The following is a 16,685-nucleotide window of genomic DNA, read 5'->3' as shown; positions in this document are numbered from 1 at the left end:
CATTGTTTAGCAATGACTTTTATATTTGATGCGCGTTTAACTCAATCACCCTATCTACCGAGGCAATTGTCTCTGGCCGGTGAGCGATCACCACCCGGGTGATGTGCAATTGCTGAATGGCTTTGCTGACATAGGACTCCGTTTTGGTATCCAAATGACTGGTCGCCTCATCCAAAAACAGAATTTGCGGTTGTCGGTACAACGCCCGGGCCAGCAGAATACGTTGTTTTTGCCCGCCAGACAGCGCTGAGCCCATATCGCCAATCAGGCTGTTGTAGCCCATCGGCATCTGCTCGATGTCCTGGTGCACCGCGGCCATTTGGGCGCATTCCACGACCCGGCGCATATCGTACTGCTCTTCAAAAAACACAATGTTGTCGCGAATGGAGCCGGATAGCAGCTGATCATCCTGCATCACCGCAGCTATCTGGCGCCGGTAATTGGCCAACCCCAACTGCGGCAGTGGTATGTCATCCACCAGCACCTCACCCTTTGATGGCTGCAACAAGCCCAGCATCACCTTCATCAGAGTAGTTTTACCACAACCAGAAGGGCCAACCAGAGCCACAGACTCACCGGGTTCAATCACCAGGCTAACATCCTGCAACACCGGCTTGGTGACATCGCTGTAGGAGAAGTCAATGTTACGCAGCTCCAGCCGACCTTGCAGTACCCGCTGCTCACGCTCCTGTGCCGGATACACCTGCTCTTTGGCGGTCAGGGCAATATCCCCCAAACGCTCAAAGTGCAGACTGAGCATACGGAACTGAATCATCTTTTCTACCAGGCGCGCCATTCTGTCCATAAACTGACTTTTGTACGCTATAAAGGCAAACAGCATCCCGGTACTAAAGCCACCATCAATCACCAGCAGCGCCGCCAGATACACCACCAGAATATTCTCCAGGCCAAACAGCAGCCGATTAACCGTCTGATAGGAAATATTGAAGACACCAAGGCGAATGGATTGATTGGTCGCATCAATAAAATGGTTCTGCCACAACCCTTCCCGCTTGGCTTCTGAACCAAAGAGTTTAATGGTCTGGATACCGCGTACTGTCTCCATAAAGTTGGAGTTTTCTTTCGCCTGAGCCAGAATCTCCTGCTCAGACACAGCACGCAGTGAACGATACATCACTAACCGAAAGCCGGCATACAACAACACGGCCGCCAGTACGACCAGACTCAGCATTGGGCTGTAGATAAGAATTACAGCCAAAATCGCAACCGCCATCAGGCCATCGATTAAAGCTTCAATAACCCCGGTAGTTAACAGCTCACGCACCTGGCGCAACGAGCCAAAACGGGAGACCACATCACCCATATGGCGCTTTTCAAAATAGCTTAGCGGTAAACGGATTAAGTGATGAAATAAGTTACCCGCCATCTGGATATTCAGCAAGTTGCCAAAATGCAACAATACGAACCCCCGCACTGCGCTGGTGGCCACTTCAAACAACAGCACCAGCGCAAAGCCAAGCGCCAGTACCAGTAACAAGCTGGTATCGCTGGTTAAAATCACATCATCGATGACCAGTTGCATGTAATAGGGTGCAACCAGAGTAAACACCTGCAACAAAATGGATAAGGTAAAAAGCAACAGCAAAGAACGCTTCAGGCCAGTAATTTTTGTCCAGAAATTGGCCAAACCCAACCGACTTTGACCGGGTTTAAGCTTGAACTCATTGGTTGGTAACAACTCCAGTGCTACACCGGTAAAGTGTTTACTGGCTTCTTCCAGCGTCAGCTTGCGCAGCCCCATGGCCGGATCGTGAATAATGACATGCCTGGCCTGCACTGCTTTTAACACCACAAAGTGATTCAAATCCCAGTGCAAGATGCAAGGTGTCTTAAGTGCTGCCAAATCCTCCAGCTCAATTCTAAGTGGCCGGCTTGATAGTTGCAGCTTTTCGGCAAAATTCATCAGATCGAGCAAGGTACAACCTTCAATGGACAGGGAGAATTTTTGCCGCAATTCATTCAGGCTGGCCTGGTAACCATGAAAACCCGCCACCATCGCCATACAGGCAAGACCGCACTCCGCCGCTTCGGTTTGGTGCACCATCGGCAGGCTACTACGCTGCCAGAATGTCAGTTTCTCGGTCATGGCCTGCATTACAACTGTCCTTTCAAGCTATAAATCGGATCAAACAGCCACTGCAACAGGCTGCGACGCTCGGTGATAATATCGCCATCCAGGGTCATACCCGCCCGTAGTGGCAAGTCACGATTGTAAGCCTGGATCTGCTGCGCAGACAGCTGCACCCGCACCCGGTAACTGGGCTCCTGCAACGTCATCTCTGGCACTTCCTCGGGTAACAGGACGGTATGGCTCACCTCCCGCACCTGCCCCTGATGCACACCAAACCGTTCATAGGGAAATGCATGAAAACGCAACCGGACATCCTGGCCAGGTTCAATAAACGCAATGGCGCTGGTTGGGACATAGACGATAGCTTCCAGTTCGGCCCCTGCGGGCAATAAACTCAACACACTATTGCCCGCATTCATAAAATGGCCAGGCCTTGGCAAAATGCCACTGACGGTACCGGCCTTCGGCGCTCGGATCATGCTGCTTTGCTCATGCTGCAAGCGTGTCAGTTGATTACGCAGCTCTGAGATTTGATTATCCAGTTGTGCCAGCGTGGCCTGGTGCTCCAGCGGCAGTTGTTGTTGCAGACTTTGCTGTTGCTTTAACTGCTCTTGCAGGGTGAGTTGCTGGCCTTGCAGAACCTGATCCTGTTGCTGCAACGACAACAGCGTATCTTGCTGCCTGCTGAGCTCCAGATTGGAAATAAAACCAGTGCCGGATAGCTGTGAAAGCTGCTCCACCAAATGCTGATTTAACGCTAAGCGCTGCTGAAAAGTCGCTTGCTGTTGCAGCACTTGCTCAAGCTGTTGCTCCAGGTTCAGCACCCGCTCATTGATTTCTTGTGTCCGAATGCTAAAACGGCTTAACTCCTGCTGTTTTTGCTGCTGCAGGTTGGCAAGAATAGCAGCCAGCTCCTGTTGCAGTGAAGCATTCAGCTCGGAATGCTCTGAGGAGAAATGTTGCATGGTTAGCTGCAGCAAGGGTTGACCGGCTTCCACCCAATCGCCTTCCTGCACCAATAATTGCTCCACAGTACCGGACTGAGAGGCTTGCACCCGAATCACTCCCTGCTGTGGCTGCAATACACCAAAGACCACCGCTTTGCGGCTGTAACTGCCACTCAGCAGGAAAATCAGCGAGCACACCACAATAAAGGCGATCAAGCCAGTAAGCCAGGCAAAAGCAGGCACTTGCACCAAACTGACTTCACCTTGCATGCGTGCACTTTGCTGGGTCAGGACCTGTTCACGGAAAAGAGATTTCATACCCGCTCTGTCGCCTCACAATTCCAGCTTATCACTGACACATACCCCGGTAAGAATTCTGCTGTAAAAAGCACTTAAGGATCCTGATTCATCCTACATAATGGATGTAACTATAACACAAGCAAAAAGTGAACCTGTCAACCGACAGGTTCAGCTTGTTTTAACACTCTACGGTATGGCAAGGGATGGTTTTACAAGCCACAGCATAGGACGGGCCGCACTCAATCAAAGTATCGCAGTTGTATTGTGAGATTGTATTGCAGTCCAGATGGCCTGTGCAGCCACGCTCTGACGGAAAGCCCTGCCCCGCCGCGACTTGAGGTGTCAGGCCAATGGGCAACTGCGCAGAGTCCATCGACAAGTTGATTAACGTCTTTTTTTGTAAGGTAAGCTTCATACGATTCTGTTCCTTTGGGTTACGATTACTTAAACCAGTACTACTACTTTAATTACGTATTGGCCAGGTGAGTCCATAGCCTTGCACAACTTACTTTTCGGGCTATCAGACCTGTCGGATGGATCATCCAGACTCGATATCAACGACAACTGTTAGCCAGCATGCTGTTGTTGCCGTTGCTGTTTACTTTGCTCCGCCAGATACAAGCGCCGTAAAAAGTCATACACCACAAACTCCTGCTCACGACCGTAGGCTTTAAAAATTCGGTTGTTAAACATATGCAGCAGCGAATGCATTAACGAATCCAGCGAACAACTAAGCTGCGCTTGCTGTTGCAACACTAATAGCTCTGCAGTAATTGGGCCCAGCTGTTGCAACAACTGCTGTCTGAGCTGCAGCATCTGTTGCAATGGCTGTTCGTTGCTGCCTGTTGCCAGCGCCCGGAAGTCTTGTTCTATCTGTGAACTGTATTCACGATACTTCTTGCCCAGTTGCGTGCGCAGCTGCGCATGCTCCTGAAATTCCTGCCCGAAGCCCTGTCGCAACTCACTAATCAGCGCCAACTTTTGTCCCGCCTGATAACCAAAGGCTGTCAGCAGAGCGTCCACCCCCTGTAGTGCCATGCGCCAGCGAACCGACTCGCCATATTCACGAATTAGTGCCAAGGTATCGAGCACCAAACTGCTATCGACTTGAAAAAGCCGCTCGACCCACACCATAGCGGCATCGCCACCATAGCGCTCAACCTCACGTTGATAGGTAAACAGCTCGGTTTTATGCAGCCGGCCACTTTCCAACCAGGGAGCCAGTCGCTGCTGTAACAGCGGCAGTACCTGGCCATAGAGCATGGCAGGTTCACCACGCAGGCGTACTCGCAGATGCCAGTCCGGATCGCCATAGCGAATAAAAAACCATTGCGTAAACAGCCCCTGTTGCTGACACTGCTTTAGGAAAGGAGCCAGGATATCGCTTAGCACCAGCTCAGCCGTACTCTGAGCGGCATAAATTTTAAGACTTAGCCACTGTGAACCAGGTGCAAAGCGACGTTGGATGGTCATTCCCAACTGCCTGGCCGGATTGGGGTGCAAGGTAGTAAAAGGTTTGGCCTTAGGGTTTAACAGCGGCACAATGATTTCATGCACAAAATCCTCATCCCCTGTGCGCACCGCACTCTGATATTGCATGGCCAGGGATTCTTTTAGCAGAACTTTTTGCTGACTTTTTGTTTCATCCAGTAAAGCCGTAAGCAACAGCGGATTTTGCAGGTCTATGGTCAGCACATTATCGCTGACCGCATAGCAGACATAACGGGGTAACTGATAGCGCTGCTCCAGTGCATGCCAGGCTTCCGGTTGCCAGATGTTATCAATCACCAAAGCTTGCAGCAGGCTGCGATCTACCAGCCACTGCGCCTCATGTAAGATGAGATTATCCAATTGCACCCTTGGCTGCTGCTCCATCTGCATAAAGCTGGCAGGGGCATTAAAATATGGCAACCTGCCTTGTTGATGCTGCAGCATGCAAAGAAAGCGGTACAAGCCCAGACTTCGTGCGGAGTAATTATGTGCAGAGCTAAGCCGGGGAATCACTTGTTTATTGAGCCGGCGTGACCACAGTTTCACCTGCCCGGACTCGACAAAAACATAGAGATCCTGCAGCTGAATCTGCTGCTGTTCCGGCAAAGCCGAATCGGCTAAAAACACAATCTCATACTGACGCAGTGCTGGTCTTGCAATCACATTGCCTGGCCTGCCATCAGGCATATGCACCACCTCGGCAAACACCACATCGGGCGACAAGGCTTCTTCTGCGGCTAAATAAGCACGCACCTTCTGCTCTAAGCCATCGTCCAAATGGCAGAAGCGCCCCAGCAAATTGGCACCAGAAGGCCCTGAACAGCCATGGAAATGCAGCAATGGCTGCCCTTCGTTATCAAGATAGCAACTGATATTGGCCGCAAAGGATGCCGGCAGCTGTTGCCATAAGGTCTCACTATTGGCCTGGGCTAAAAGGTCATCGCTGCTTAATTGAATAACGGCTACTCGCGCCTGTTGCTGCATGGCTGATAACAGCTTCTGTTCCAGCGCATTTTGCGGCTGGTTTTTGCCACTGCGTCGCCGGCTGGCAATATGGATGCCTGCCAGTAATGGCGTTTCATAACCCGTATCACTGGAGTAAGGAATACCCGCTTCATCATCCAGCAATTGCAACAAAGGTACAAACTGACCTTCAAAACGCTGCTGGAAACTGCCGATAAACTCTTTAAATGAGCTTTCAGCTGGTGAGCTCTGAGCTTTTAATGCCAGCAATGCTTTTTCCAGCACCGTGACCACACCCTTATCCAATTGGTTCTGCATCATCGCCCGGTAAGTATCGGTCTGAAATAATTTATTTTCCGACACCGGATACACTAGCTGCTTGAGTTGCTGCACAATGGCCTGATAATCATCTGGCTGTGCAGCTTGTTGCTGATCTATCCAGGCCAACCGTTCCAAAGCAGCCTGTAGCTGAGTACTATCCTCGAGATTTCCAGCCTGAAGTAACTGCTGCAGAAATGCCTGATCCGGCTGACCGCTGGTTAAGGGCAGCTTCAGCTCGGCCACCAGCACTTGCTCTTGAATCAACTGTCGGACATAGTCCGCAATATCGTCTTTTGCAGCATCAGGAAAATCGGCACTAAATTGCTGGATCAACTCCGCTTCTGTCATGCATGCTGTGGCAAGCCGTAACATGGCCTCCAGTGCTTCATCACGTTCTACCGAGCTCAGTCGATACTGCCGCTGCGCAGACGATTGATACGATTCAATGTAGTGCATAAAGGCACCTAGTGGGTACAAGGTGGTATTGGGCTGGTAGCGGAGCTGCTTGCGCCCATCATCACTCTGTGCCCATTGCAGTTGCATAGTGCTCAGATAATGCATGTCCAAACGGGTTTTGCGTTTATCCTGCAGCAAATCACCCGGCATTAGCCGGCTACTTTCAGCAAACTCTCCCAGCGCAACACCGGCAAAAAGCCCAAAAGGAGTAGGCCGGCAGCACATGCGAATCAAGTACTTTAACAAAGCGGCAGTCACTTTACGGCCTGATTTGCTGTCTGGCTTGCTGCGCCAAAGTTCAAGTCGCTCGGCCAAAGACGGGCTGGCCAGATAGATGGCCTCAAGTACCCCAGGAGACGCTAACCAACTGGCCAAATAATCTTGCAAAGCCAGGTTCGTTTTGGGGAGTTGTTTGATTTTACTAACACTAAGGCGCGTCAGTCTGACCACATGAAAGTCAGCGATAAGGGTGGTTTTACTGCTCATAGCATTCCTTTCTTATTCTTTTTATCAGGCCAGCAATAGCGCATCGATCCAATCCGGCTCTTGGCCAGCGGCAACCAATAAACAGAGACCTACCCCTGCATAGCCACTTAAGAATGAGTAATCTTCTTCAAAGTGCAGATTATCCGGCCCATCTTTTAATTTGTTAAAGCCCGCCAAGCCTTGTTTTTCAAAACGCGACAACACAAAGTCTCGCCAATGAGCCGATGCAGCAGCTATTTCTGGGTGAGGGTAATAACGCTGTAACAAGCTAAAAATGACGATAAGACCAGCGGCGCCATGGCAAAGCCCGGCATCCTGAATCATGGCATCCGTCGGCCCCCTGCTGCTGGCGTGCAGGCTGATAGCCTGTGCCAGTTTGGAATAGCCCGGCTCAGACAGCAAGGCACCTGCCCGAAACAGAGTCAACGCGATGGTAAGATCGCCATAACACCAACCCAGCCTGGATTTTGCAGGGTACCCCGCCAGATTAGCGTAATAACTGCCATAGGTAGCTGGATCCTGCTGCTGTTTCACCAGCCAGTGACAGCCTGCACGCAGTACTTTGGTCGCCTTAAGCTTGCAATCCTCGTCATCTAAATGAGGAATTAATGCAATCAGTGCGGCCAGTATTCCCGGCACGCCATGAGCCAAACCTAAGTTAAACTCTTGCTCATCTTTATCTTCCACCAAACGATAGGCTGACGTTGGCTGTGTGGGCCAGGAACACTCATTTTCATGAAAAAAGTGAGCTCTGGCGATGAGCTCTGCAACAAGACTCTCAATCAACTGCTTACCCTGTCCATGATGTGCGCGTCTTGCTGCGTAAGCCGCAATACCATTTAACCCCAGCACATATTCAAACTCAGCATTGCCCTGTGCAGAGAGCACATAGTCATGCAATACAGTGTCGCTGTTGGCATTAAACTCAGCCTGATACTCCGTATCATTCAGTATGACTTCGTAAAACCAGGCAATACCGGAAAGTCCATGGCCAAAGCACATGGCATAGGGCACTTCCATATTCGGTGATAAATCAGCAAGCAAGTCTTCAAACTGGCTTTCAGAAATGAGGCCGGGGATCCAACGCGCGGCATACCATAAAAATAACAGCTGGCCGGCACGGCCTGATAAAATCCCTGGCTGAGAGGGGGGATGCATATTGTCGATAATATGCGCAGTCAGCAATGCAATAATGTTTTTAATTTTGGTTGTATCAGCCACAAAGCTTAACTCCTACACAGCCTGTTAAGATAAACGAAAGCGAGAGGAGAGCCTCTCGCTTTACTCCCTATCACCCAAGAATAATCAAGGGATTTGACAGCATGCATTGGTCCAGCCAAAGGGATCGGATGGACAGCCTGGTTGATTGGGGGTATCCCGAGTTGCGCGAATAGTCCCACCATCAAAACCACCACCAACTTGTGGAGTTAGCTCTTCAGGAAGCACCTTGTTGTCATGTGACAAATTCACCAGTTGCGATTTTTTTAGATTTAGTTTCATTGTTGTTTCCTTTTAGTTTGCTATCACCTGCAAAAAGCAGGGACACCAGTCATAACAACTACAACTTAGCACAGCAATAGATACCAAAAATTATCATATATATATCACAACCAAAAACAAGGACCCAATATTAACAAGCAGCGGTCAACAGCTCCCTGATCGTTGCCGTAGTTTCGGTTGGAGGACATTCACTACTAACCGGTGAATGGCATTGAAGCGTATTTCCCCCTGCAACCTGTGGCGTAAGTTGCAGTGGTAAAACCAGGGTGTCTTCTGACAGGTTAAGCAATTGTTCTTTTTTTAATTGTAAGTTCATGTTGAAAATCCTCATTATCTGACTTCATCATCCATACTGGACTTAGTAAACGACATAAAAATGTGCCTGAATGCACACATAGCTATCATTGGGAGTGCCAGCAGAGCTGGCATTCTCCCTTAACGGCCTAAAAATCAGGGGATAATGCAACACCCTATGGTTGAACCATCCGGATTGGATACACATGTATCCATATTGGCAGTGATACAACCATTAAAGGGTGAAGATGGCATGGGGCGGGTACCACCGGCCACTTGCGGAGTTAACGCCTCTGGTAAGACTTTGTTATCTTGGGACAGGTTGACAAGCTCGGATTTTTTCAGATCTAACTTCATAGTTATTTCCTTCATTTTTAATTTTTGATGTTGCTTGAATCACATCAAGCAGCACATCAATATCAATGAAGACCCAGCAATACAACAATACGGAAGAATTTATCACTTAAATATCACATAAAACCAGCTCCGATATTGCTACAAAAATATCTACACTGGAGTAAAGAACACAAATGTGCTTACAAAGCAGGTACCAGCAGGCAACAAGGCCTGCTGGTTGATGATGATAGTTTAATACTTAATACTGCAGCCATAAGGGCGGGTGACTGGCTTGCTTACTGGCTGACCGGCGAGAACTTCATTGCCAGCATTGGCAAGGTAAGCCTCCGCCTTAGGAATATCAGCCGGATTGGCGGTTGGTATGCTATCAATACCGCCCATGTACAGCAGATTACCGTCGCTACCAATCACATACATATGCGGCGTTACACGGGCGTCATAGGCACGACCCATATCACCGCTTTCATCCAATAGCACCGCTGCAGGCTGGGCGCTGCGACTGGCTGTCAGCTCATTGGCTTTTTCCGGGCTAACATGGCCCTGGCTGCCTGGTTTAGATGAAATCACGCTTAGCCAGACCGTATCGGCATCCGCAAAGTGCTGCTGCAGGCCCTGCATGTTGTCACTAACATAGTGCTTTACCACAAAGGGACATTCGTGGTTGGTCCACTCCAGAATCACATTCTTGCCGGCAAAATCTGCCAGTGAATGGGTTTGGCCGTGGCTATCGACCACGGTAAAATCCGGAGCCGGAGCACCGATTTGTGGTGCGGCAGCCACCGCAGTCACGGTACCAGCCAGCGCCAGGGCGCTGAAAAGTTGCTTTAGTTTCATGGTATTACTCCGTTTCATTGTTAAATAAACAGCCACTACGGCTCTGGCTGCATAAAAAGTGTCAGGCGCTAATGACCTGACGTTGTATTTGCCAATTGTGCAAGCTGATCGCGAAGCGTATTTGGCGTTAAAATCTGCGGCAGAATTTTTGGCTCCTGTCCCGGCCAGTACAACACATACAAAGGCACACCATCGCGCTGATACTGTTGCAAATAAGCATGAATATCAGCACCTCTCAGCGTCCAGTCACCTTTTAAGTAGGTCACGCCATAGTCCGTCAGTGCCTGGCGGCTGCTGTCGGTATTAAGCGCCACCCGTTCATTGACCAGGCAAGTGATGCACCAGTCAGCGGTCATATTCACCAGCACCGGTTGCTGCTCCGCTTGCAGTTCAGCCAGGCGTGCCGGGCTCCAGGGTTCCCAATGCCGGTTTTCCGCACTTTGCAGCGCCCCCCGCTGCTGTGGCTGCAACAGCACTAGCAACAAGATGGCCAGCAAAGCAAACACCCAGCTCAGCTGCGGCGCCAACCGAAAGCCCTTCCCCAGTTGCTGACGCCCCCAGAGCCATAACGCAGCAGCCAGACAAACCAAACCCACCAGCACCAGCGCCTGCGCATCCACCCCGGCCTGACGGCCAAGTACCCACAGCAACCAGACCGTGGTTAAGTACAAAGGATACGCCAGCCATTGTTTGAGCGTATCCATCCAGGCACCTGGTTTAGGCAGTAAACGTGCCAGCCGGCGGCTGTAAGCAAGCAGCAAGAATGGCAACGCCATGCCAAAACCAAGGGCCAAAAACACCAGCAAGGCCACCGGTGCTGATTGGGTAACCGCATACCCCAGTGCTGCACCCATAAAAGGCGCGGTGCAGGGACTGGCCACAATCACCGCCAATACCCCGGTAAAGAACGAGCCTTTAGCCCCCTGTTGCTGGCCAAGGTGTGATCCCAACTGCATTAAACGACTGCCAAAATGCACCAACCCGGACAAACTCAGACCCAGCACAAAGAACAGGTAAGCCAGTGCCCCAACCAGCCAGGGGTTTTGCAACTGAAAGCCCCAGCCCACTGCAGCGCCTGCCGCCCGCAGGCCAATGAGTGCCAGGGCCAGTACTGCGAACATCGCCAGTACACCCAAGGTATAGCTCCAGGCATCGCGTTTTTGTTTGGCGGCATCGCCACTGCTGCTGGCCAGACTAATGGCTTTTAACGACAATACCGGAAAAACACAGGGCATTAAATTAAGGATCAGGCCGCCACCCGCCGCCAGCAGCAGCGCCAGTAAAAAGGCAGCCAGGCCAAAGTCGGTACCCGCCTGCGCAGCGCCAGCTGCATCCAACCGCTGCGCCTGCACCACGAAAGCCTGTGGGCCACTGGTCAGCACAATCTCAATCTGCTCTGGCGCCTGATGAAAGTAAGTGTTCTGTGGTTGGCGGATCAGCAAGCTGCCATCCTGCCAGCTGATCTCCTGCTCACGGGCATGCTCAACCAGATCGGTAGCCGCCACAAAAAAGGCGTCCACCAGCAAATCGTCTTGGGACTCGATCACTGCAGAAAACACACCATCCTGCAACTGATAGGAAGCAGTCCGCTGCAAAGCCACCGGCTGCGCTGCTTTACCTTGCTCAAACAGCGGACGGTAATGCTCCGACACTGCCGGCTGACGTGCCACCGCCAGCGGCAACTCAAACGCCATATCACCCGGAATACAGATTTCTTCGCACACCAGCCAAGAGGCGTCGGCTTTAACGAGCAAGCCGGTACCAGTGTAATTGGCCGGCAAAGTCACTTTGCTCAGCAGCACTGTGGAGCCTTCAAAGCCGTAATTCATCAAGGGAGGGATGGAAAAAGCCTGTGGTGCTGGCCACTGAATATCAGAAACGGTCACCCCTTCTGGCAGCTGCCAGCGGATCTGGGTGGGCATCCCGGAGTCACCGGGGTTTTGCCAGTAGGTATGCCAATGCTCTTGCGGTAATAAGTGCAGCGCCAGCATAAATGTCTGGCCAGGAGATACGGTCTGGTGTGAGCTCACCAGCTCCACCTGAATATGCGGCGCCTGCTTCCAGCCCGTCGAAACCGCCTGCACACTGGTTGCAAGCACAGCAAGTAGCAAACACCAAAGAACCATCAATAGCTGTCGTATCATCGAATCACAAATCGTTTGGTTTGGCAGTTCAGTGTACGCCATCCTGGCGGGGGTAGATCAAGCGCTTAGGCTTTTCTGCGACTAGGCCCCAAGAAAAAACGACCAGCCCCGGTTGCACCAGCAAGGTGAATTGCACCAAAAAAGAGCGGTATATAGCCGTATTTTGGTTACAATGTTGACTAAAAGCAGGCAGAAAGAAAGGCACGAGTTTTGCTGTACCTTTTTGGCTAGTACTTTGGATATGACTATCAGGAGTTTTTTTAATGTCGACACGCCTGCCGCCCTTGCGAGGCCTGCGCTGTTTTTGTCTGGCTGCCGACAATCTCAGTTTCAAACATACCGCCGAACAGCTGTACATCACCCCGTCGGCGGTCAGCCACCAGATCAGGCAGTTGGAAGAGGATTTGGGCTTAAGTTTGTTTGTTCGAAAAACCAGGGCGCTGGAGCTGACTCCGGCTGGCAAGAGCTTTTATCTGGCCATTCAGCCTGTGATGCAGCAGCTGGTTCATACCATCAGCGAGTTCAGCCAAAATGCCGGCAGTAAGGAAGTCAGCATCAGTATGCCGGAATTTTTTGCCAGCGAACTCTTTATGCCACGTTTACGGGGGTGGTCGACGCAATACCCGGCCATTAACCTGCGGGTAGATACAGTGAAAACCCGCAGCGACCCGAGCCGGCCAACGGATGTGTCCATTATCCTTTCTGGCAGCCCGCCGCAGGCAGCCCTGTGCCATGAGCTTTTTGCCATCAGTTACCAACCCGCCTGCAACCCCAGCCTGTATGAACAATGTAGCCGGCTGGGGCTGGATGCACTCAATCAATTGCCTTTGCTGCTGCATCAATCCCGGCCCCATGCCTGGCATCAATGGGCTGAATTTGCCGGTATCGAGCATTTTCGCCCTAAACAAATCCTGCAACTCGACAGCATGTTTGGCATGGCACGGGCAGCAGAACAAGGATTGGGGATTGCGCTGATCCCGATGCCGATCAGTCAGTCCTGGTTTCATAGCGGCGCTTTAGTGGCTCTGTTTGATGGCAGCTGGACTACCCGGGATAAGTATTACCTGATCCAACACCGGCAACAACCGGACCGGCCAGAAATCCAGTGGTTGATTGACTGGGTGCTGGCCAGTTTTGAGCAGTACAGATGAGTTTTGCTCATCCATCGGTCTTGTTTTTATCGTTTGTAGGATTGGGTGGGACTCTCTAAAGTTAGGACTGTCAGCACTTTTGGCTGACAGCAACTGGAGAATCACCATGAAAGCGAAACTTTCTTTGATTGTACAACCTGTGGCAGCCTTACTGCTTGCCTGCAACGCAGGCTTGGTGAGCGCCAGTGACCACTATCAGATGGCTATTGTCGAAGCAACGCCCGGCGCCAGCGCCATTCAACAGGGCGATGCAGCCAAAGGCCTGAGCACCTTGCACAGCAGCAAAGCCGATGGCGATGTTTTTGCCCGAACCATGGCGCTTTGTGTCGCCAACACCCAGCTAGCCGATATCAGCGTTGCCAGTTCGGCTTGTACCCGCGCCATCACGCTGGCTCGCAGCCAGGCTCAGGCTTCGGCAGCCGAGCGACGCGAAATGCAAGCGCTGGCACTCAGCAACCGCGGTGTGATGCACTGGGTGGCGCAGGATTTAGCCAAAGCGCAACAAGACTTTCAGCGTGCCGCTAAACTAAGCGACAGCGAGCTGGTACAACATAATTTGCAGCAGTTTTCCAGCCGACTGGAAGGCCTGACTGCTCAGCGTTAATGTCATCCCAGGGGAAACCAGCCCGGCAGGATGCCGGGTCTGGGACTTGTAGCGCAATTTAGCCCGAATTACGCATTCCTGCAGCTATTCCCGCAATGGTAACCATCAGTGCACGCTGGATCTGCGGACTCAGTGTTTCCGCCTGCTGACGCTGACGGTGCAGCAGCTCTACCTGCAGTAGATGCAGCGGGTCTACATAGGTATTACGCAACATAATGGACTCACGGATCCAGCTTTCATTTTCCATCAGCTCACGATGCTGCGTCAGGCTTAGCAGCAACTGCTGATCATGCGCCAGTTGCTGACGCAGTTGCTCACCAAGCCCATGCAACTCGGTGGGCACCAAGCGCTGGTCGTAGTAGGCGGAAATGGCGGCATCGGCTTTTAAAAACACCATTTCCAGCATCGATAAACGGGTAGCGAAGAACGGCCAGTGTTGCTGCATGTCCACCAGCACCGACTGCTCACCGCGATCAAGCACCTGCTGCAAAGCATTGCCGGCACCCAGCCAGGCCGGCAGCATCAGACGATTTTGCGACCAGGCAAAGATCCAGGGAATAGCACGTAAGCTTTCGACCCCACCTTTGGGATTGCGTTTGGCAGGACGGCTGCCCAGAGGCAACTGACCTAATTCCTGCTCTGGCGTTGCCGCCCGGAAATAACGGACAAAATCCGGATGCTCGCGCACCATAGCCCGATAAGCCCGACAAGAGCTTTCAGCCAGCTCTGTCATCACCCGGCGCCAGCTGGTTTTGGGCACCGGTGGTGGTAACAGCATGCCTTCCAGCACGGCACTGGCATAGAGGCTTAAACTACGTTCAGCCAGCTTGGGTAAACCAAACTTAAAGCGGATCATTTCGCCCTGCTCAGTGACCCTAAAACCGCCATCCAGGGATCCTGGTGGCTGTGACAAAATGGCAGCATGGGCCGGTGCTCCACCACGGCCAATGGTACCACCACGGCCGTGGAACAGGGTCAGCTGCACCCCGGCACCGGCACAGACCTGCACCAAGGCCTCCTGGGCGCTGTACTGTGCCCAGGAGGCAGCCAGCACTCCGGCATCCTTGGCCGAGTCCGAATAACCAATCATCACTTCCTGCTGGCCCTGAATGTAACCACGGTACCAGTCAATCGCCAGCAACTGCCGGATGCAATCCGGTGCCTGCTGCAAATCGCTTAGGGTTTCAAACAAAGGCGCCACCCGCATCGCAAAGCCTATGCCGGCTTCTTTTAGCAGCAATTGCACGGCCAACACATCCGAAGGCCTACCCGCCATCGAAATCACGTAGGTGCCCAAGGCCTCCTCGCCATGGCGGGCGACCATATCGCAGGTGTCCAACACCTCCTGCACCTCTTCGGAAGGTTGCCACTGCTTTGGAAAAAGCGGCCGCCGATTGGGCAGCTCGCGCAGCAGGAATGCCTGGCGGTCGTCTTCACTCCAGGCGCTGTAATCACCCAGCCCCAGATGGCGGGTCAGCTCGCTGAATACCCCGGTATGGCGGGCCGCGTCCTGCCGGATATCCAGTTTTAACAGCGTCACCCCAAAGCAATAAACCCGACGAATGGTATCCTGCAGCCGGCCATCGGCAATTTGTGCCATGCCACATTCACGCAAGGAGCGATCGCACAGCAGCAAAGGTTCCAGCAATTGCTCCTGCTGCCAGATTAGATCGGCCGGGCGCTGCAGCCGGTCCCGGTTCAGCGCTTCGGTCAGCCAATCACGGGTATAGCTCAATTGTTGTTGTAATTGCTTCAGTACTGCCCGGTAAGGCTCAAAGGCGCCTTCACTGAGCTGCTGCAACTCATCACTGGCCTGGTTCATCGACAGCTCTTTGCTGAGCACATCCAGGTCCTGCATAAACAAATCGGCTGCTTTCCAGCGGCTTAACAGCAGAACCTGCCGCGTCACTTTGGCAGTAACAAAAGGGTTGCCATCACGATCCCCGCCCATCCAGGAGGCAAAACGCACCGGCGTGGCCGCAAGCGGCAGCGCCTGACCAGCAGCATCACGCATCCAGCTGTCCAGCTCGCGTAAAAAGGCCGGCACCGCCTGCCACAGTGAGCTCTCAATAATGGCAAAACCGGATTTGGCTTCATCGACCGGGGTTGGGCGCTGCTCACGAATTTCATTGGTAAACCACAGCTGAGCTATCAGCTCCTGCATCCTGTCACGCAGCCGCTGCTGCTGGCAATCGGCACGCTGCTGCTCCAGAGCCGTTAAGCAATCCGCTATTTCAGTAAGCTTATGGATCACAGTACGGCGCGATACTTCAGTCGGGTGTGCGGTCAGCACCAGCTCAATCGCTAACTTCTCCACCGCAGCTACAATCTCATCCGGAGCCAGGTTGGCGGCTTGCAAATGATTAAGCATCGCCTGCAAAGGCGCGGCCTGACGATCTTCTGCCAGTACTTCCTGGCTGGTACTGTGCTGCTGCTCCGCCAGGTTAGCCAAATTGAGAAAATGAGCAAAAGCACGAGCAACAGGCAGCAATTCCTCATCGCTTAATGATTGCAGCAGTTGCTTCAACTGCTGCTCTTGCCCGAGGTCACCTGCCCGCGCCTCTTTCGACAACTGGCGGATTTGCTCAATACGCTGATACACCGTCTCACCCAATTGCTGGCGGATCAAATCACCTAACTGGGTTCCCAGTAAACCAACATTGGCCCGCAAGGCCGCATAATGTTCCATGATTCTCTCCACACCGTTTGCTCTTCTCTCACCCTAATACTTCGTTGTACTGTACT

General features: G+C 52.2%; 13 protein-coding genes. 2 read left to right on the top strand and 11 right to left on the bottom strand.

Features of this window, described 5'->3' with window-relative positions:
• Positions 1-19 precede the first annotated feature (19 nt).
• From ABC502_RS11800 to ABC502_RS11755, 10 genes are all read right to left on the bottom strand, one after another.
• On the bottom strand, positions 20-2,116 hold the full coding sequence (locus ABC502_RS11800; RefSeq protein WP_345916023.1) for a peptidase domain-containing ABC transporter: 2,097 nt from the start codon (positions 2,114-2,116) through the stop codon (positions 20-22).
• A complete protein-coding gene (locus tag ABC502_RS11795; RefSeq protein ID WP_345916022.1) occupies positions 2,116-3,357 on the bottom strand; it encodes an HlyD family efflux transporter periplasmic adaptor subunit in 1,242 nt (413 codons plus the stop codon). Before ABC502_RS11795 ends, ABC502_RS11800 begins: the two co-directional genes overlap by 1 nt.
• Positions 3,358-3,517: 160 nt before the next feature.
• The gene (locus ABC502_RS11790) at positions 3,518-3,754 is read right to left on the bottom strand and encodes a hypothetical protein (protein WP_330088827.1); all 237 of its coding nucleotides are present in this window, start codon (positions 3,752-3,754) and stop codon (positions 3,518-3,520) included.
• Positions 3,755-3,906: 152 nt separating this feature from the next.
• Positions 3,907-7,056: a lantibiotic dehydratase gene (locus ABC502_RS11785; RefSeq protein WP_345916021.1), complete on the bottom strand. Its 3,150-nt coding sequence runs from the start codon at positions 7,054-7,056 to the stop codon at positions 3,907-3,909.
• A gap of 24 nt (positions 7,057-7,080) precedes the next feature.
• Positions 7,081-8,277 carry a lanthionine synthetase LanC family protein gene (locus tag ABC502_RS11780; RefSeq protein WP_345916020.1) on the bottom strand — a complete coding sequence of 399 codons (1,197 nt, stop codon included), beginning with the start codon at positions 8,275-8,277 and terminating at the stop codon, positions 7,081-7,083.
• Between the two features lie 84 nt (positions 8,278-8,361).
• The gene (locus tag ABC502_RS11775) at positions 8,362-8,556 is read right to left on the bottom strand and encodes a hypothetical protein (protein WP_345916019.1); all 195 of its coding nucleotides are present in this window, start codon (positions 8,554-8,556) and stop codon (positions 8,362-8,364) included.
• A 130-nt stretch (positions 8,557-8,686) separates the two neighbouring features.
• On the bottom strand, positions 8,687-8,872 hold the full coding sequence (locus tag ABC502_RS11770; protein WP_330088823.1) for a hypothetical protein: 186 nt from the start codon (positions 8,870-8,872) through the stop codon (positions 8,687-8,689).
• A 134-nt stretch (positions 8,873-9,006) separates the two neighbouring features.
• Positions 9,007-9,207: a hypothetical protein gene (locus ABC502_RS11765; RefSeq protein WP_345916018.1), complete on the bottom strand. Its 201-nt coding sequence runs from the start codon at positions 9,205-9,207 to the stop codon at positions 9,007-9,009.
• A 231-nt stretch (positions 9,208-9,438) separates the two neighbouring features.
• The gene (locus tag ABC502_RS11760) at positions 9,439-10,041 is read right to left on the bottom strand and encodes a redoxin domain-containing protein (protein ID WP_330088822.1); all 603 of its coding nucleotides are present in this window, start codon (positions 10,039-10,041) and stop codon (positions 9,439-9,441) included.
• Positions 10,042-10,109: 68 nt separating this feature from the next.
• Complete coding sequence (locus ABC502_RS11755) at positions 10,110-12,071, bottom strand: protein-disulfide reductase DsbD domain-containing protein (protein ID WP_345916017.1); 1,962 nt, start codon at positions 12,069-12,071, stop codon at positions 10,110-10,112.
• 377 nt (positions 12,072-12,448) lie between these two features.
• Between ABC502_RS11755 and ABC502_RS11750 the strand changes: the two genes are divergently transcribed.
• Entirely contained in the window at positions 12,449-13,336 is an 888-nt protein-coding gene (locus ABC502_RS11750; protein ID WP_330088820.1) for a LysR substrate-binding domain-containing protein, read from the top strand.
• 106 nt (positions 13,337-13,442) lie between these two features.
• Positions 13,443-13,940 carry a hypothetical protein gene (locus ABC502_RS11745; protein WP_345916016.1) on the top strand — a complete coding sequence of 166 codons (498 nt, stop codon included), beginning with the start codon at positions 13,443-13,445 and terminating at the stop codon, positions 13,938-13,940.
• Positions 13,941-13,998: 58 nt separating this feature from the next.
• Here the strand turns inward: ABC502_RS11745 and ppc are convergent, their stop codons facing one another.
• Entirely contained in the window at positions 13,999-16,632 is a 2,634-nt protein-coding gene (gene ppc, locus ABC502_RS11740; RefSeq protein WP_345916145.1) for a phosphoenolpyruvate carboxylase, read from the bottom strand.
• Positions 16,633-16,685 lie beyond the last annotated feature (53 nt).

Origin of the sequence: Alkalimonas sp. NCh-2 (assembly GCF_039631345.1) — a bacterium.
In the GTDB taxonomy this organism is placed as follows: domain Bacteria; phylum Pseudomonadota; class Gammaproteobacteria; order Enterobacterales; family Alteromonadaceae; genus Alkalimonas; species Alkalimonas mucilaginosa.
The sequence above is the reverse complement of the archived record's forward strand: the minus strand, read 5'-3'. Positions and strand labels throughout refer to the sequence as shown.